Below are 17,747 nucleotides of genomic sequence, written 5' to 3' on the forward strand. Positions count from 1 at the left end.
CCGCGCCGGGCGGGCTGCTTCGATGCCCCGGCCGCTACGATGGCGCGGCCGGGGCGTGCACCAGGCTGAGCGCGGCGGCCCGGTCCAGGTCCCGGCCCGCCGCATAAGCGGCGTCGTAGCCGTCGCCGAGCTCGGCGCGCAGCCGCGCGGACAGGCGGGCCACCTCAGGGTTGAACGCGTCGGGCGCGCCGCGCAACTGCTCGGCCGCGCCCAGCGTCCGGGCGGCCGCGACCGGCCGGCCGCCGAACGCCCTCGACTCCGCCACCACCACCGCCACCCGGGCCAGCACCGGCATGTCCCTGGCCGAGACGCTCAGCTCGGCGGCCTGGCCGATGTAGCGCCCGGCCGCCGCCGGGTCGCCCACCGCCAGCGCCAGATGCGCCCGGCCGATCATCACCAGCGCCCGGAACTGCGGCGCGATCGCCGAGGCGTACTCCAGTGTGGCGGCCGACCGCTCATACTCACGCGCGGCCGTCTCGAGATCGCCCTCCAGCCGCGCCAGGTCACCCAGCGCGGAGTGGGCGAAGGCGGCGTTGCGCGGCGACTGGTCACGATGGGGCTGCTCGGTCATCTCGCGCAGTTCGGCACGCGCCTGCTCCACCTCTCCTTTGCGCATGCGGATGGTGGCCTGCCACACCTGATGCCCGGGGTCGAGGTCGGGGTTGAGCTGCCGCACCAACGCCGTGGCCTCCAGGATCGAGGCGAGCGCGTCGTCGAAGTCGCCGAACATCGCGTGCGCCTCGCCCAGCGACATCAGCGCCATCGACAGCCCCCACCGCTCACCCACCGCCCGCAGCTGCGCGGCGGCGGCGATCAGGTCCTGACGCGAGCCGCGCATGTCGCCGTCGTTCTCCTTCATGGCGGCCCTGACCGTCAGGAGCATCCCGCGCGCCCACTGGTCGGGATGGGACAGGCGCCGCTCGACCTCGGCCGGCCCCAGCTCCTTGTCATCGGTGAACAGCGCCAGCGCCGGCCCGAGCATCGCCAGCACCGGATGCGACAGCTCCTGCTGCGACAGCTCGGCGATGCGGCGCAGCTCCTCCACCGCCGCCCCCACCGTGGCATCGCCGCCGGCCAGCGCGCCATTGATGAGAAAGGTGGCCGAGGCGATCAGCCTGGCCTGCCGCGGCGCGTCCCCGGGCACGTCCAGCGCCAGCTTCATCCAGCCCACCGAATCCTGCCGGTTGCCGCGGAAGGTCCAGAAGATCCCCATCGCCGCCGCCAGTCGTACCGCCGTGTCGGCATCGCCCCGGTCGACGGCGAAGCGCAGCGCGGCCAGCAGGTTGTCATGCTCGGCCAGCAGCCGCGCGATCCAGGTCAGCTGCTCGCGCCCGCGCAGATGCGGCTCGGCGAGCTCGGCCAGCCGCAGGAAGTAGGCGGCGTGGCGGACGCGGGCCGGGCCGATCTCGCCGCTGCCGGCCAGGCGTTCCAGCCCGTACTCCCTGATCGTCTCCAGCATGCGGTAACGGCCGCCGTCGGCCGCCTGCAGCAGCGACTTGTCCAGCAGGGCCGCCACCAGGTCGAGCGTGCCGCCCAGGTGTTCGGCCGCGGCCAGGTCGAACCCGCCCGCGAACACCGCCAGCCGCTCGGCCAGCCGCCTCTCCGGCTCCTCCAGCAGGTCCCAGCTCCACGCCACCACCGCGCGCAGCGTCTGGTGGCGGGGCAGCGCCGTACGGCTGCCTCCGGTCAGCAGCACGAACCTGTCGTCCAGGCGTACGGCCAGCTCGTGCAGGCTCAGCGCGCGCAGCCGGGCCGCGGCCAGCTCGATGGCCAGCGGCAACCCGTCGAGCCGGCGGCACACCTCCCGCACCAGGCCCTGATCCAGCACCAGCCCCGGACAGGCCGCCGCCACCCGGTCGCCGAACAACCGCACGGCCGGCTCGGCCGGCAGCGGCGGGACCGGGCTGACGACCTCGCCCACGATGCCCAGGGGCTCGCGGCTGGTGGCCAGCACCCGCAGCCGCGGGCAGCGGCCGAGCAGCTCCTCAGCCAGGCGGGCGACGGCCTCGACGAGGTGCTCGCAGTTGTCGAGCACCAGCAGCACGTGACCGGCCGACAGGGCCTCGACCAGGTGGCCGATGGTGTCGGTCGGCGCGGTGGGCCCGGCCGGCACGATCGAACGGCCCAGCGCGGCCAGTGCCGCCTGCGCCACGTCGGCCGGATCGCTCACCGGCGCCAGCTCCACCAGCCACACCGCGCCCGGCCCCGGATACGCCGGCTCGGCTCCCGGCGTCGGCGGCCGGTCGCCGTCGGGACTGGCAGGCCGGTTGTCGTAGGCCGCCTCGGCGCCCGGGCCCGCACGCCGGTCCTCGCATGGGGAGCCGTTCGCGGGGCGGCCTCGGTGCTCGGCCTGGTTCAGCAGGGCGGCGGCGATGGTGGTGGCCAGCCGGGTCTTGCCCGCGCCGCCCGGCCCGACGAGCGTGACCAGGCGGCTGTGTCCCAGCCGGGCGCTCACCTGGGCGATCTCGGCGGCACGGCCGACGAAGCTGGTCAGCGGGGTACGCAGGTTGGTGCGGGGGCGGCGCAGCGGCTCGGCCCGTAACAGCCTCAGGTGGATCTCGCGCAGCTGCGGCCCCGGATCGGCGCCCAGCTCCGCGGCCAGGGTGCGCCGGACGTCCTCGTAGGCGGCCAGCGCCTCGGCCCGGCGCCCGGCGGCGTGCAGCGCCTTGAGGTGGGTGGCGTGCAGCCGCTCGCGCAGGGGATGACGCGCCGCCAGTTCCCCGAGCTCTGCCAGCAGCCCGCCCAGCTCGCTGTCCGCTCCCTCGCCTTGCGCCGTGCCTTGAGGGGTTTCGGCCTGGTCGGTGCGATGCCGGGTGGCGCTGCCCTGGGTGGGCCCCGCGCCATGCCGGGTGAAGCGTGTCAGGTCGGCCTCCGCGCGGTCCTCGACGGCCGTCAGCCGGGCCTCCTCCAGGCGTAGCGCGTATCCGGTCGCGAACGGCGCCGTCGCCACCTCGCCCAGCGCCGGGCCCCGCCACAGGGCCAGCGCCTGGCGCAGCAGCCCGGCCCTGGCCGCCGGGTCGCTCTCGCCGCGCGCCCGGGCCGTCAGCCGGTCGAACTCTCCAACGTCGGTGACGGCGTCGAGCCGGTAGCCGCCGGGCACCAGAGCCAGCGCGGAGGCATCAGGCAGGGCCCGCCGCAGCCGGGAGACCAGCGACTGCAGCGCGTTGGCCTGGTCGGCGGGCTGCTCGTCCGGCCACAACGCCTCGGCCAGCTCCTCGATGGTGACGATGCGCCCGGCCGACAGCGCCAGCCGTACCAGCAGCAGCCGCAGCCGGGCGCCGCTGATGGCGGCGGACTCGACTTCCAGCGGCCCCAGGATTGCCACACGCACACGACCATGCTGCCACCTCGGCGCCGTCACCTCGCCGCCACGGCTCCCACCCCTCGGCCACCGCCCAGCGAAGCGAGGCACGCCGGCGCTCTGCTCAGCCTTCGACGGGCGCGGCCGCGGGTGTCTCGAACCAGACGACTTTGCCGGCCGGCGTGCGGGCACTGCCCCAGCAGCAGGCGAGCGCCTTGAGCAGGCGCAGCCCGTGCCCGTGCTCGTCAGATGCGCCGCGTCGGCGCTCGGCGGGCAGGTCAGTGCCGGTGTCCTCGACCTCGCACCGCAGCATGCCGTCGGTGAGCCAGAGGGTGAGTCTGATCGGTCCGGGTGCGTGGTGGAGTACCGGTAGGCCACTGGCGAGGTGTCTGCTGGTGCAGGTCCTTTTCCAGTGGCCCCCGGCCCGAACCCGCCGTGCACCTTTCGATGCAGCGGGCTCTCCAGTGACTACTGCGTGTTTGTCGCGGTGGGTTGCCCGGCGTGGATGGTCTCGTGGCAGGCGGCGCAGACGATCAGGGTTTTGCGTCGCATTCTGGTCATGAGTTCCGCCCACGGGGGCGGTGGTTGTCCCGCTTTGGCGAGATCTGCGAGTGCGCGGATGTGGTGTGTTTGCACCGTGGCCGGTCTGTTGCAGAGCTCGCATCGCCCGGCTTGGAGGCGTTCGATCAGTTGCTTGCCTCGTTTGCGGGTGAGCGGGGCCGATGGATGGTCGTCCAGGACGGCCTTCCGCTGCCGTTTGAGGGGAATGCCACCGAACCGTGCGACCAGTGGTTTCCTGCCTGCTCGTTCGACACGGGCTTCGAAGCATCTGCGTCGCCCGTGCGGTGTGATGATGGTGGTCTTGGTTCGCTTTGCCATCGTGGTCACCGTTGAGCGGTGCTTGGCCGCCAGTGTCTTGAGCATCGCGGTCAGCATGGTCCAGCGGAGCCTGTCCAGTTTCCAGACGTCGCCGGCCAGCAGGTAGTACTGGACGATGCCCCGGTATTCGGCCCCGAACCTGCTGATGATGTCGTAGTCGGTCAGGTTCGTCAGGTGGGGCTGGTGCTCGGGTTTGCCGTGCTTGAGATACGGGGCGCATTTGGCCTTGATCACCGGTGGCGGTACCTTCAGGCGGATCTTCCCGTTGGTGGCGCGCATGCCTTTGGTGAGCCGCTCGCCTCGGGAGATCTTGTTGTTGGCGTGCTGGACGGTGATGTCGTAGCCGAGGAATCGGGCCGCGCCTGTGCGGGCGTGGGTGATCAGTGTTTTGTCCTCGTTGGGTTCCAGTTTGAGGTCGTCACGTAGGAACGTCGCGAGGCGTTGCTTGATCTCCTCGGCTTCGGCTTTCGGTCCGATGAACCCGAGTAGGTGATCATCTGCGTAGCGGACGTAGCGCAGGCGCCGGTAGCCGGGATCGCTGGGATCTCCGACTGGGAGGCGGCGTAGTTGCTTGCGTAGCTCTCGCATTTCCGGGGTTTCGGTTTTCTCCTTTCTGCGGGACTGTTTCCTCCGGATGTAGTTGATCGCGTTCTCCACCTTGTGGTAGGCGGGATTGCTTTTCCTTGTCTGTCCTCGGGTGTATTCCGGGATGAGTATTGTTTCGACGAATGTGTCCAGCCGATCCAGATAAATGTTGGATAAGATTGGTGAGGCGACGCCGCCTTGCGGGGTTCCCGATAGGGTGGCGTGCCAGATCCAGTCTTCGAGGTATCCGGCCTGGAGCATCTGTTTGATGAGGCGCAGGAACCGGTTGTCGTGGATGTTCTCCGCCAGGATCGAGAGCATGACCTGATGGTCGAGTGTCCCGAAGCAGTCGGAGATGTCTCCTTCGATGAACCAGGTTGTCCCCGTCCAGTTGTGTGCCACCTCGGATAGTGCGGTGTGGCAGCCTTTTTGGGGACGGAAACCGTGTGAGCGGCCGGAGAATCGCGGTTCGTGGTAGGCCTCGATCAGGAGGCGGATCACTTCGCCGACGAGTTTGTCCGACCAGGACGGCAGGCCGAGCGGTCTTCTGGTCCCGTTCTGTTTCGGGATGTAGGTCCGCCGGACGGGCTGGAACCGGTAGCGCTCGTGGCGCAGCGCGTCGATGACGCGCTCGATCTTTGCCTCCGACATGCCGTCAGCGGTTTCCCCGCAGGCTCCGGGTGTCATCGCTCCGTGGTTGGAGTAGATACGCCCGTAGGCCATGAGATACAGGTGCGGGTTGAACAGTTGCCGATACAGTTCCTCACATGGCAGGCCACGCCTGCCGCGTTCACGCAGGACATTCAGCACTGTTTCGGCGCTCTGCATTGCGCATACCTCCCAGTTCTTGAATATCCGATCACCTGGCCCCCTTCGCCCTGTGGACGGCTTTCCCGCCCGCCTTGGCAGGTCGTGACTCCTGCGACTACTACGGGGCCTCCGTCGCCTTAGAACTCGCGTTCCTTAGGCGATCCCACGTTCGTCTCTGTCATACGTTCTAGCGCGACTTAGGCGCCCCACTCATCTCCTTGAATCCCCTCGCTGGGGATCGTCCTCACTCCTGAAGGTTGTGTCATAATGCACTCAATCCGACACAGGGAGCGGCGCCGGTGCCAGGCATGGATTTCCGGCGGATGCCTTCCTTTCATCGACTGGAGATTGGGGTTCAGCCAATCCAGGTTTCGCCATATCGCACGGGCCCCTCAACGCATCGCTTCCATGCCTGAACACGACCGTTGATTTCCTGGCATGCTACGGTCCCCTTCACCTTTCAGATCCGGGTAAGCCATCAGGCCCAGGAACCTCCCTTCAGTTCCTCCCGGCTCAACCGGGGATACAACAGAGCGCCTCGTGGCGCACGCGCGTTGGAGACCAATTCGCTGACAAGGAGTTCGGCTACGTCCGTTGATTCTGCGAGTTTCCAGGCCTTCAGCCGGCGGCGGGTGAGGTGCCGCGCTCTGGGCACCGAGGCCGGGACGGGCGGCAAGGCCCAGCTGGCGATCTGGGTGCCCGGCTCGTGCTGTGGCCGGGTGGCCAGTGCGCCCACGTGGTGAACAATGGTCTTGAGTACGTCCCAAGCGTGGAGGTGGGTGACTCCCGGGGCGGTCGCGATCCGCTGGGCCCGCCTCATGCCGCGCGTCCGTAGCAGCTCGCATGGGCGGGAATGCTGCGCCCGTCGGGCAGAAGCTCACCGTTGTCGTCGAAGACGATGACTCCGTTGCAGAGCAGACCCCACCCCTGTTCCGGGTGGAAGGCCACGAGCAGCGCCGCATCATGATCTGGCGCGTATGCCGACGGGCATCGGGGCTGATGGCGACACATGGTTGCCTCCTTCGATCTGGTGTGAATGCGGACCAGGCGGCCCCGCATCTGCTGGGTGAAGGTCATCGGCCGAGGCTGCCTCCGGCGGGCGGAGATCGGCTGGGCCATTTGCCACGATGAACCATTTGGTTCAAACTAGTCCGAGGTTCTCATGAGCGGAACCCTCAGCCTCAAGCAGGAAGCTATGTTGAACGAACACAGACCTGAGTTTGACCTGGTCATCAGGCATGGACACGTCCTGACCATGAACGCCGCCCGCGCCACCTTTCCCGACGGTCTCCTGGGGATCAAGGATGGGCGGATCACCGCCATCGAGGATGACCGTGGGCGCCTTCACTACCGGACCGCCCACGAGATCGATGCGACCGGCTGCGCGGTGCTTCCCGGGATGATCAACGCGCACACCCATCTGGCGATGACGCTGTTTCGCGGGATGGCCGATGATGTGGCGCTGGAGGAGTTCGTTTCCCGGCTCACCACCGAAGAGGCGAACGTCCTGACGCCGGACACCGTCGGCCAGGGCGCCGCGTCAGCGGCGGCCGAGTCCATCCTGGCGGGGACGACCGCGGCCCTGGACATGTACTGGTTCAGCGATGCGACGGTCGCCGCGGCGGCGGATTACGGGCTTCAGGTGGTCAGCGGACCCACCTTCGCCACCTTCGCCCATCCGGATCCGCGCTCCTTCACCGAGACACTCCGGGACGCGGAGGAACAGCTGGCCCGCTTCCCGGTCGGAGACCCTGCGGCGCCGGCGCTGATGCCGCACAGCACGTACGCCCTGACCAGGAAACAGCTGGAAGAGGTGGCCGGGCTGGCCCAACGCCATGCCTGCCGGATCCACGTCCACGCCGGCGAGAGCAAGCGGGAGGTGGCGCAGGTCCGCCGGCTGCACGGCGCCACCCCCATCCAGGTTCTGGCGCAAACGGGCCTTCTCGGGCCCAAGACCGTGATCGCGCATGCCGTCGAAGTCGATGACGACGACATCGAGACGCTGGCGGCCACGCGCACGTCGGTCGCGCACTGCCCGTGGTCGAATCTCAAACTCGCCTGCGGGGTCGCTCCCGTGGGCAAGCTCCTCAAGGCCGGCGTCACCGTGGCGCTGGGCACCGACGGCGCGGTGAGCAGCAACGGGCTGGACCTGTGGTCGGCGGCCAAACTCGCCGCCACCCTCCACAAGGGAGTCTCCGGCGACCCCGCTTTGATCACGGCCGAGCAGGCCATCGCCATGGCCACCGTCAACGGCGCCCGGGCCCTGGGCCTGGCCGGGGAGATCGGCACGCTCGAGGTCGGCAGGCGCGCCACCCTGCAGGTGGTCGACCTGTCACGGCCGCACTTCGCGGGCTGCCGGGATGTCTGGTCCGCCTTGACCTACTCCGCGCGGCCGTCCGACGTCCGTGATGTCATCGTCGACGGAGTTCAACGCGTCTCCTCCGGCGCGCTGATCGGGAAATGAGCCGGCCTGCTCATGGACGCTCGCGCAAGGTCTCGGCCCGGCCGGCGATCGCCTCCGCCGCGATGTCGTGCACGGCGGTCACCTCTTCCATGTCCCCGGTGGTGAGCAGATCCAGTTGCAGCCCACGCCACAGGGCCACGATCTCTTTGGCCAGCCGTCGCGCCGGGCCGTCCGGCAGGCCGTCCTTGACCAGGGCGTCGGTCGCGACGTCCACCCAGTCGTGGCCGAAGTGCCGCAGCAACCCCGGGATGCGTTCCGGCTGGTGCACGGCCAGCCCCACGGACTCGAAGAGCAGCCGCAGGTAGGGCAGATTCTCCTCGCGGCACAGGGCGCGCCAGGTCTCATCCAGCCGCGCCTTCAGCGGGATGTCCAGGCGCGCGATATGGCGATCGGCATCCTTCAACAGCGGATACCGCAGCAGCGCCACGTCCAGGGCCTCCCGGACGAGGTCCTCCTTGGAGCCGAAGTAGTACAGCAGCATGCGGTTGTTCGACCCCGCGGCCCGTGACAGATCCCGCAAGGTCGCCGCCGCGGACCCTTGCTCCAGCATGTAGTTGACGATCGCGTTCAACAGCTTCGTCTTGCGCCGGTCGTTGGTGTCCGAGGGAGCATCACCGGCCGCCTGCTCACCACCGCCGGCTACCGCCTCCGGTGCGCGTGTGCCGGCCTGGCCCGCGCCGCCGAGTGCGGGTTGGCGAGCCGATTCACCCGCCGCCGCCTCCTGCGTGGCGGCCTGCCGCCCCTGGGCGGCGGCGGCCCGCCAGAGCGCCTGGAAGAGGGCCGTCTGCTGGTCGGGGTCGAGCGGGGGGTTGTTCCACGCCGCGAGCACACGCACGACCGGCTCCAGCTTCGACCATCGCGCCAACCCGCTGCCGCGTAGCAGCGCGGCGACCTTCTCATGGCTGACCGTGTCGGAAAAGCCGCCGTCGGCGACCGCGCCGGCGATCCGCCGCACTCCGGGCATTCCAGCACCTTGGTAGAGGCCGTGCAGAGCCTCGACCAGGTCTCGTACCGGGCCGGGAGGCAACTGCTCACGGCCAGGGAGCGCTATACCGACCACCGGGCGCACATCCAAACTCATCGTCAAGGAACGTCAATAAACGTCAGGGTACGCCGCCGGTGCCCGCAGTCGCCACCGCAGCCCCGACAAAGCCGGAGGTGGGCAGTACGGCCCGGCCGTCGCGTCCGGATCTCTACTCTGTCAAAAAATGTCAATAAACGTCACGTTACCAGAAGCGGCGGCCCCTGCCGCACAGGGAAGCAGTCCCGCCGCATCTCGATATCGACGCATCCGACACGGACCCAGCCAACCAGATGTCGGATTACAGCCCTTTTTCGCATTTTGCCTCTTCCGTTCCGGGAAGCTCCCCATTATGGTGAACCAAATGGTTCATCTCGCTGAGCTGTGTTTCTACCGCCGCTCCGCGGATGCTCTCCCAGCCGGTGACGGCGGCCTTCGCTCTGCGAGCGCGTGCGATGCACCCTGCCCGGCTCACCTGTCTCGTTAGATCAGGAGGCGCACATGCGTCATGGATGGACATGGCTTCTTCCCCTGCTCGCGGTAGCCGCGATGGTCACCGGGTGCGGCGCGCGACCGGCCCCGGTAACAGGCGAAGGGCTGCGGGTGGGGCTCGCCTACGACATCGGCGGGCGCGGCGACCAGTCGTTCAACGACGCCGCCGCCAAGGGCCTGGACAGGGCCGCCAAGCAACTCCACATCGCCAAGACGCAGGAGCTGGAGGCCACCGCGGGCGAGTCCGACCAAGCCAAGGAGCAGCGGCTGCGGCTGCTGGCCCAGCAGGACTTCGACCCTGTCATCGCCGTCGGCTTCGCCTACGCCAAGCCGCTGCAGAAGGTCGCCGGCGAGTTCCCCGCCACCCGCTTCGCCCTGGTCGACAGCTCCGAAGCCACCGGCGCCAATATCGCCAACCTGGTCTTCGCCGAGCACGAAGGCTCCTACCTCGTCGGTGCCGCCGCCGCACTGAAAAGCAGGAGCGGCTCGGTCGCCTTCATCGGCGGCGCCAACACCCCTCTCATCCAGAAGTTCCTGGCCGGCTACCAGGCCGGCGTGGCCCGGATCGACCCGAAGAAGAAGGTGCTGGTGCAATACCTGAGCCAGGCGCCGGACTTCTCCGGCTTCAGCTCGCCCGACAAGGGCCAGGTCGCGGCCAAGGGCCTGTATCAGCGCGGCGCGGACGTCGTCTTCGTCGCCGCCGGCGCATCCAGCATCGGTGTCTTCCAGGCCGCGCACGACCTCGGCAAACGGGCCATCGGCGTCGACTCCGACCAATACCTCCAACCAGCCCTGAGCGCGGTCAAGGACGTCATCCTCACCTCGATGATCAAGCGCGTGGACACGGCCGTCTTCGACTTCATCGACGACGCGGGACGCAAGACCTTCAAAGCCGGCGAGCAGAACTACGACCTCAAGCACGACGGCGTCGCCTATGCCACCTCCGGCGGATTCGTCGACGACATCGGCCCTCGCCTGGAGGAACTGCGCCGCGCCATCGCCAACAAGGACATCACCGTATCCACCATCCCGAAGGCAGGAACATGAGCACCTCGGCGCCACCAGACGCGCCACCGGCCCTGCGGGCCCGGCACCTGCGCAAGCAGTTCCCCGGCGTCGTCGCCAACGAGGACGTCAGCCTCACGCTGCGCGCCGGCACCGTACACGCGATCGTGGGCGAGAACGGCGCGGGCAAGTCCACGCTGATGAAGCTCCTGTACGGGATGCACCGGCCGGACTCCGGCGAGATCCACCTGGACGGCGAGCCGGTCCGCTTCACCTCGCCACGCGAGGCGATCGCCGCCGGACTCGGCATGGTGCACCAGCACTTCATGCTGGCCGACAACCTGTCCGTCCTGGAGAACGTCGTCCTTGGCGCCGAACCGGGCCGGGCGGGCGTGCTCGACCTGCCGGCCGCGACACGCAGAGTCGAGGAGCTCTGCGCGAACCTCGGCGTACGGGTGCATCCGCACGCCGAGACCGGCGGCCTGAGTGTGGCCGACCGCCAGCGGGTCGAGATCGTCAAAGCGCTCTACCGGGGCGCGCGCATCCTCATCCTCGACGAGCCGACCGCCGTCCTGGTGCCCCAGGAGGTCGAACGGCTGTTCGTCAGCCTCGACCGGCTCAGGACACGCGGCCTGTCGATCCTCTTCATCTCCCACAAACTGGACGAGGTGCTGGCGGTGGCCGACGACGTGACCGTCATCCGGCGCGGGGTCACGGTGGCCGACTCGCTCCAGGCGAACGAGGTCTCCTCTCGCGAGCTGGCCCACCTCATGATCGGTGCCGAGCTGGTCAGGACAGAACGGCCCGCACACCCGGCCGACCAGACCGCCAGGCGGGTCGCGCTCGGCCTCGAGGAGGTGTCCCTGCGCCTGTCCGATGGCAGGCAGGCCCTCGACGCGGTCTGCCTCGACGTGGGCGAGGGCGAGGTCGTGGGCATCGCCGGAGTCGAGGGCAACGGGCAGACCGAGCTGATCGAATGCGCCGCCGGACTACGCCGCCCCGACCACGGCACGCTGACACTGTTCGGCCGCAACATCACGGGCACCACCCTCAGGCGCCGGCGAGCCGACGGTGTCGCGCTCGTCCCCGAGGACCGCCACCGCCAGGCCCTCCTGCTGGAGGCTCCTGTGTGGGAGAACCGGATGCTCGGCCGGCAGTCGGCGCCGCCCAACAGCAGGCGCGGCTGGCTCACCCGCCGGGCCGCCCGTCGCGACACCGAACACCTGATGCGCGACTACGACGTCCGGGCACGCGACGCCGACGTCGCCGCCGCGTCGCTGTCCGGCGGCAACCAGCAGAAGCTCGTCATCGGGCGCGAACTCGCCGCAGAGCCGAAAGTGCTGCTCGCCGCCCATCCGACGCGGGGCGTCGACATCGCGGCCCAGCAGCAGATCTGGCGGCGGATCGAGGAGGCGGCCGCGGCAGGAGCGGGCGTGCTGCTCGTCTCCGCCGACCTCGATGAGCTGCTGAGCAGGTCAGACCGGCTGCTGGTGATGCTGCGCGGCCGGATCGTCGCGCAGGTCGATCCCCGGCGGACCAGCACCGAGGAGCTCGGCGTGGCCATGTCCGGAGCGGGAGAGAGCGCCAGATGAGCCTGACCTCCCACCCGCGCGGCGTGGCCGCGGCCCTCCTGGCACCGGTGGCGGCGCTCGTCCTGGCCGCCGGCGCCGCTTGCCTCATCCTCGTGGTCACCGGCGCGTCCCCGCTCGACGCGGCCCAAGCCATGGTGACCAACGCCCTGAGCGGCTCGAGCGCCGCCATCATCCTGAACTCCGCCGCCGCCTACTACCTCTCGGCGGTCGCCGTCGCCTTCACCTTCCGCCTCAATCTGTTCAACATCGGAGCCGAAGGCCAGTACCGGATCGCGGCCCTGTGCGCCGCAGCCGTCGGGGCCGAGCTGCCGCTGCCGCCCATCGCCGGGTACGCACTCCTCCTGCTGACCGCCATGGCCGCAGGAGCGGCCTGGGCCGGCATCGCGGCGGCGCTCAAGGCGATCAAGGGCGTCAACGAGGTGATCTCCACGATCGCGCTGAACTTCATCGCGATCGGCCTCATCTCCTTCCTGCTCACGCCGGGCAGGCTCGGCGCCGACGGCGCAGGCAGCAACAACCTCGGCACGCCACCCCTGCCCCCGAGCCTGCGCGACTCCGGGTTCATCGCCGTCACGCACGGCGCCACCCTCTACTGGTCCTCGTTGCTCGCGCTCACCGCCGGGATCGCCTTCTACCTCCTCCTGGAGCGCACGGTCTTCGGCTTCGACCTGCGGGCCATAGGGCGCTCACCGGAGGCGGCCCGCTTCGGCGGGGCATCCACGGCGCGCGTCACCGTGATCACCATGCTGCTGTCCGGGGCGACGGCCGGCCTCGTCGGCATGCCCGCGCTACTGGGCGATTCGGGCGGCTTCTCGCTCAGCTTCCCTTCCGGGCTCGGCTTCATCGGCATCGCGGTCGCCCTCATCGGCCGCAACCGCGCGGCGGGGATGGCCTTGGGCGCGCTTCTGTTCTCCTTCCTCGACAACTCCTCCAACGTGCTCCAGCTCCTCGACATCAACAACGAGGTCGTCCGCATCATGGAAGGCCTGATCGTCTTGGCGGTACTCGTCGCCTACGAGCTGAGCGCCCGCTGGCGCGCCCGCCGCGAACGGCAACAGACGCCCAGCCCGGCCGGCGCCACGGCAGGTCTGGCCGCCGCGGCCCGGCCCCTCGGCGGAAAGGCGGCGACATGATCTCCCCGGCGGCCCCGCGTGTCCTTACCCTGCTTGCCCCGGGCCGGCTCTGGCCACTCCTCGCCCTGGCCGGCGGGCTGCTGGCCACGATGCTGACCCTGCCGGAGGGCGCCGGGCTGGTATCCGGCGGCACGCTGTCGGCAGCCCTCGCGCTGACCTCGCCCGTGGCCCTGGCCGCCCTCGGCGGAGTCTGGGCCGAGCGCGCCGGCGTGGTCAACATCGGCCTCGAGGCAATGATGATCCTCGGCACCTGGGGGGCGGCCTATGGAGCCCTGCGGTGGGGGCCCGTCGCCGGCCTCGTCCTGGGCGCCGCCTGTGGCGCGCTCGGCGGCCTCCTGCACGCGATCACGACGGTCACCTTCGGCGTGGACCACATCGTCGCCGGCGTGGCCATCAACCTCCTGGCCCCGGGAGTGTCCAAGTACCTGTCCTCGATCACGTTCACCAGCATGCCGGGTGGCGGCGCCACCCAGTCGCCGCCGGCACCCCGGCTGCCCGAGGTGCCGCTGCCGTTCGGGCTCGGCGGGCTGTCGTCGGGAGTCGCGCTCGCGCTCGTCCTGGTCCCGCTGTCGTGGTGGCTGCTGTGGCGCACCTCCTACGGACTGCGCCTGCGCTTTTGCGGCGAGAACCCGGCCGCGGCGGCGAGCATGGGGGTGCGGGTCGCCGCGCTGCGCTACGGGGCCGTCGTCTCCTCCGGCGCGCTGTCCGGCCTCGGCGGCGCCATCCTCGTGCTGGTCGGTTCGGGCCTCTACCGGGACGGGCAGACCGGCGGGCGAGGCTACATGGGCCTGGCCGCCATGGTGTTCGGCAACTGGCGGCCCTCCGGGGCGTTCGCGGGGTCGTTCCTGTACGGGTACATGGACGCGCTGCAGCTTCGGGGAGGCGGCGCGGCCGTCCACGCGCTGCTGCTCGTCGCGGCCGTGGCATGCGGGCTGACGCTCCTGAGATCCACGGCCGGCCGCGGCGATCCCGCCGCGGCCGGAGCCCGGCGCCGGCGGCTCACCGTCCTGGCGCTTGCCACAGCGGCCCTCGGCACCGCCTTCGCCGTCACCGACACGCTGCCCGAGCAGGTGGCGTTCGTCGTGCCGTACGTGGCGGTCCTGGTCGCGCTCATGGTCTCCGGCCGGCGGCTGAGACCGCCCGCGGCCGTCGGCAGGCGCCCGGACGGGACCACTCACTGATGCTCTCTGACACGAATGAGGTCGATGGTCACGTGCGTGTCCTCGCAGACATGGATACCGGGATGGACGACGCGCTCGCGCTCATCTATCTGACGAGCAGACCGGAGGTCGAACTGCTGGCGGTGACCTGTGTGAACGGGTGCGTCGACGTGGACGCCGTCGCCCGCAACACCACCGGGGTACTGGCCGCGCTCGGCCGCCACGATGTCGCGGTGGGCAAGGGGAGCGAGCGGCCCCTGGCCTCCGGCGGCCCCGGGGCGCAATGGGTCTTCGGCCCCACGGGCCTCGGCGACGTCACCCTTCCCGAGGCAGCCGCCCCGCGGGACCTGCCCGCGGCGCTCGACGTCATGCGCGGCGTCCTCGCCCGGCCCGGACCGCGCACCACGCTCGTGTGCACGGGGCCGCTGACCAACGTGGCGCTGCTGCTGCGCGCCCACCCCGAGGCCGCCCGGCAGGTGGAGGCCGTCTACGTGATGGGCGGCTCGGCCGCGGCAGGAGGCAACGAGACCCCCGCCGCCGAATTCAACATCCTGCAGGACCCGGAAGCGGCCGACATCGTGCTGCGCAGCGGGCTGCCCGTCGTGATGTACGGCCTCGACGTCTTCGCTCGCGTGAGCGCGACCGACGCCGACATCGCCACCCTTGACGGGTCCGGCCGGCCGGGCGCGGCGCTCGCCGGCCGGATCCTGCGGGAACTGGCCGCCCGCTTCGCCACACGAGGCGCCTTCCTCGGCGACGCCGGCGTCGCCGTGGTCGCCACCGAACCCCACCTGGCCGAGCTCCGCAGACTCAAGGTCGCCGTGGAACTGCGCGGCGGCTACACCCGCGGAGCGACCGTCGTGGACCGCCGCACCACCAAACCACCCCATGGCGACCATGCCGACGACTGGCCCTACGCGGAGATCGTCTGGGATCTGGACGCCCCGGGGGTCGCCGCGCAGTTCGTCCGATCTGTGATCACCGGCCGCTGAACTAGGAGTCCTGACATGAACAAACTCGGCGTGCATGCCGCCGTCTTCGCCGGCGGCTGGTCCGCCCCGGACTGCGACAGCACGGTCAGCAGGGCCCGCGCGTGCGGGTTCGACGTCGTCGAGATCCCGGTGTTCGAGCCGGACACGCTCTCGCCCGCCGCCACCCGGCAGGCGCTCCAACGGCACGACATGCAGGCCACGTGCTCCGTCGGCCTGCCGTTCGACGCCGACCTGGCCAGCGACGACGACGCCGTCTCGGCGGCGGGCGAACGCTACCTCCTGGCGGCGCTGGACTTCGCCGCGGCCATCGGGAGCACCTACCTGGGCGGCGTCATCTACGGAGCGTTCGGCAAGCACAGCCGCCCGCCCACCCCCGCCGGACGCGACAACGCCGCCGGCGCGCTGCGGCGGGTGGCCCGACGCGCGCTCGACCACGGGATCACGCTCGGCCTGGAGACGGTCAACAGGTACGAGTCCAACCTCCTCAACACCGCGGCGCAGACGAGGGAGTTCATCGCCGAGGTCGGGGCCGCGAACATCGCCGTGCACCTGGACACCTACCACATGAACATCGAGGAGGACGACATGGCCCGCGCGGTCGCCGACAGCGCGGGCGCCCTCGGCTACGTGCACCTCGGCGAGAGCCACCGCGGCGCCCTGGGCACCGGGACGGTCGACTTCGCCGCCGTCTTCGCTGCCCTGCGCGAGATCGGCTACGACGGGGTGATGACCTTCGAGAGCTTCTCCTCGCGGGTGGTCTCCCCGGGACTGTCCAGCACGCTGGCCGTCTGGCGCGACACCTGGGACGACCCGGATGCGACGGCGGCCTCGGCCCGGCGCTTCATCGCCTCGGCGCTCGCCCCAGCAGGAGACTGACCCGGCCGCAGGCGAGGTGCCGTAGGCCGGGCAGCATGGATGACGGCGCGATCGGCGGCGGCGCTCAGGCCTGCCAGTCCGTCAGGCCTGCCAGTCCGTCACGCCGCCCGGGACGGGCGCCTGCGGGTCGTAGGGCTCGCGGGTGAAGATGAAGGTGTTGAGGTCGAGGTGATCGGCGGCGACCCGCAGCGTCTCACCGGCGTAGTAGCCATCCAGCCCCAGCCACGTCCCGTCGTCCTGCGGCACGAACCGGGAGGCCCGGCCCGCCCCGCCCACCGGCGTCAGCGCCAGGCCGCCGTCGGGCAGCAGCCGCAACGCGTACGGCTTGGGGCCCCAGTGCCACAACCCGGTCAGCGCCAGCAGGGCGGGGTCGGCGGGGGCGGGCCGCCACTGCTCGGGCAGGCGGGGCTCGTGTTCGTCGAGGATGTCCAGAAGGTCGGTGGTCAGGGTGTAGGTGAGGCCGCTGGTGGTGTTGGCCAGGAACAGCACCCCCACCTGGTCGGCCGGGTCGGCCCACACGGTGGCCAGGAAGCCGGGCATGGACCCGGTGTGCCCGGCCAGGCGGCGGCCGGCGTGCCGGGTCAGCTGCAGGCCGAGCCCGTAGCCGGAACTCCAGGCGTCGCCGTCGTCGACGGTGGCGGGCTCGCGCATCTCGGCCAGTGTGGCGGGGGACAGGACGCCGCCGGTGTCCCCGGCGACGAACGCCGCCCAGCGGGCCAGGTCGGCGGTCGTGGACCACAGCTGACCGGCGGGAGCCATGGCGGCATGGTCGTGTTCGGGCTCGGGCAGCACCACCTCGGCCCACGGGTGGACGGCGTAGCCGACTGCGTGCGGGGCGCGCGGCCGCTCGGTGGTGGCCGACAGACCGAGCGGCTGGAGGACCTCCTGCTGGACGGCCCGCAGCCAGGGCATGCCGCGCAGCCGGGCGACCACCTCGCCGAGCAGGCCGTAGCCGATGTTGGAGTAGTGGAAGCGGCGGCCGGGCCGGTGCTTGGCGTGCTGCGGCCCGAGCAGGGCCAGCAGGTCCCCGGCCGGCAGGCCGGGGGTGCGTTCCCACCAGCCGGTGGGCGGTTCGGCGGTCAGGCCGCCGGTGTGGGAGAGCAGCTGGGCGATGCTCACCTCGCCGAACGGGGTGCCGGGCAGGTGTTTGGCCAGGGGGTCGAGCAGGTCGAGGCGGCCTTCGTCGCGCAGCCGCATGACCACGACGGCCACCATGCTCTTGGTGATCGAGCCGAGCCGGTATTGCGTGTCGGCGGTGGGAGCCGCCCCGGCACCGGGGCCGGTGAAACCGCGAGCGCCGAACCAGGCCAGCCTCCCCTCCCGGACGATCGCGGCCGTCAGCGACGGCACCCTGCACTCGGCCTGTTCGACGGCCAGCCTGCGCAGCAGCGCCCGCGCCGTCGTCTCACCCACCTGACTCATGGGCGCCAAGCCTAG

13 protein-coding genes are annotated in these 17,747 nt (G+C 70.7%); 7 read left to right on the forward strand and 6 right to left on the reverse strand.

Annotated elements, in window-relative coordinates; translation table 11 throughout:
* Positions 1–34: 34 nt before the first annotated feature.
* The 4 genes from ACQP2T_RS32370 to ACQP2T_RS32385 all read right to left on the reverse strand — a co-directional run bounded on the left by ACQP2T_RS32370 (position 35) and on the right by ACQP2T_RS32385 (position 6,586).
* Positions 35–3,331 (reverse strand): BTAD domain-containing putative transcriptional regulator, encoded by a 3,297-nt coding sequence (locus tag ACQP2T_RS32370; RefSeq protein WP_433508693.1) that lies wholly within the window; start codon positions 3,329–3,331, stop codon positions 35–37.
* Between the two features lie 94 nt (positions 3,332–3,425).
* On the reverse strand, positions 3,426–3,614 hold the full coding sequence (locus tag ACQP2T_RS32375) for an ATP-binding protein (RefSeq protein WP_433508694.1): 189 nt from the start codon (positions 3,612–3,614) through the stop codon (positions 3,426–3,428).
* 155 nt (positions 3,615–3,769) lie between these two features.
* The gene (locus tag ACQP2T_RS32380) at positions 3,770–5,593 is read right to left on the reverse strand and encodes a reverse transcriptase domain-containing protein (RefSeq protein ID WP_433508695.1); all 1,824 of its coding nucleotides are present in this window, start codon (positions 5,591–5,593) and stop codon (positions 3,770–3,772) included.
* Between the two features lie 798 nt (positions 5,594–6,391).
* Entirely contained in the window at positions 6,392–6,586 is a 195-nt protein-coding gene (locus tag ACQP2T_RS32385) for a DUF5999 family protein (RefSeq protein ID WP_433519858.1), read from the reverse strand.
* A gap of 184 nt (positions 6,587–6,770) precedes the next feature.
* Between ACQP2T_RS32385 and ACQP2T_RS32390 the strand changes: the two genes are divergently transcribed.
* The gene (locus tag ACQP2T_RS32390) at positions 6,771–8,039 is read left to right on the forward strand and encodes an amidohydrolase family protein (protein WP_433508696.1); all 1,269 of its coding nucleotides are present in this window, start codon (positions 6,771–6,773) and stop codon (positions 8,037–8,039) included.
* A gap of 10 nt (positions 8,040–8,049) precedes the next feature.
* Here the strand turns inward: ACQP2T_RS32390 and ACQP2T_RS32395 are convergent, their stop codons facing one another.
* On the reverse strand, positions 8,050–9,120 hold the full coding sequence (locus tag ACQP2T_RS32395; RefSeq protein WP_433508697.1) for a TetR/AcrR family transcriptional regulator: 1,071 nt from the start codon (positions 9,118–9,120) through the stop codon (positions 8,050–8,052).
* 441 nt (positions 9,121–9,561) lie between these two features.
* On the opposite strand from ACQP2T_RS32395, the gene ACQP2T_RS32400 reads away from it, so the two are divergent.
* From ACQP2T_RS32400 to ACQP2T_RS32425, 6 genes are read left to right on the forward strand one after another with little or no spacing between them, the layout of a single operon-like run.
* Entirely contained in the window at positions 9,562–10,599 is a 1,038-nt protein-coding gene (locus ACQP2T_RS32400) for a BMP family lipoprotein (protein WP_433508698.1), read from the forward strand.
* A complete protein-coding gene (locus ACQP2T_RS32405; protein WP_433508699.1) occupies positions 10,596–12,149 on the forward strand; it encodes an ABC transporter ATP-binding protein in 1,554 nt (517 codons plus the stop codon). Before ACQP2T_RS32400 ends, ACQP2T_RS32405 begins: the two co-directional genes overlap by 4 nt.
* Positions 12,146–13,282, forward strand: a complete 1,137-nt coding sequence (locus ACQP2T_RS32410; RefSeq protein ID WP_433508700.1) for an ABC transporter permease — start codon at positions 12,146–12,148, stop codon at positions 13,280–13,282. Before ACQP2T_RS32405 ends, ACQP2T_RS32410 begins: the two co-directional genes overlap by 4 nt.
* Positions 13,279–14,463 carry an ABC transporter permease gene (locus ACQP2T_RS32415; RefSeq protein WP_433508701.1) on the forward strand — a complete coding sequence of 395 codons (1,185 nt, stop codon included), beginning with the start codon at positions 13,279–13,281 and terminating at the stop codon, positions 14,461–14,463. The genes ACQP2T_RS32410 and ACQP2T_RS32415 overlap by 4 nt, the downstream gene beginning before the upstream one ends.
* Positions 14,464–14,513: 50 nt before the next feature.
* Complete coding sequence (locus ACQP2T_RS32420) at positions 14,514–15,434, forward strand: nucleoside hydrolase (protein ID WP_433508702.1); 921 nt, start codon at positions 14,514–14,516, stop codon at positions 15,432–15,434.
* Positions 15,435–15,449: 15 nt separating this feature from the next.
* A complete protein-coding gene (locus tag ACQP2T_RS32425; RefSeq protein WP_433508703.1) occupies positions 15,450–16,310 on the forward strand; it encodes a sugar phosphate isomerase/epimerase family protein in 861 nt (286 codons plus the stop codon).
* 81 nt (positions 16,311–16,391) lie between these two features.
* Here ACQP2T_RS32425 and ACQP2T_RS32430 read toward each other — a convergent pair whose 3' ends face one another.
* Entirely contained in the window at positions 16,392–17,732 is a 1,341-nt protein-coding gene (locus ACQP2T_RS32430; RefSeq protein WP_433508704.1) for a serine hydrolase domain-containing protein, read from the reverse strand.
* Between the last annotated feature and the right edge of the window lie 15 nt (positions 17,733–17,747).

Origin of the sequence: Nonomuraea sp. CA-143628 (assembly GCF_050942315.1) — a bacterium.
GTDB lineage: Bacteria > Actinomycetota > Actinomycetes > Streptosporangiales > Streptosporangiaceae > Nonomuraea.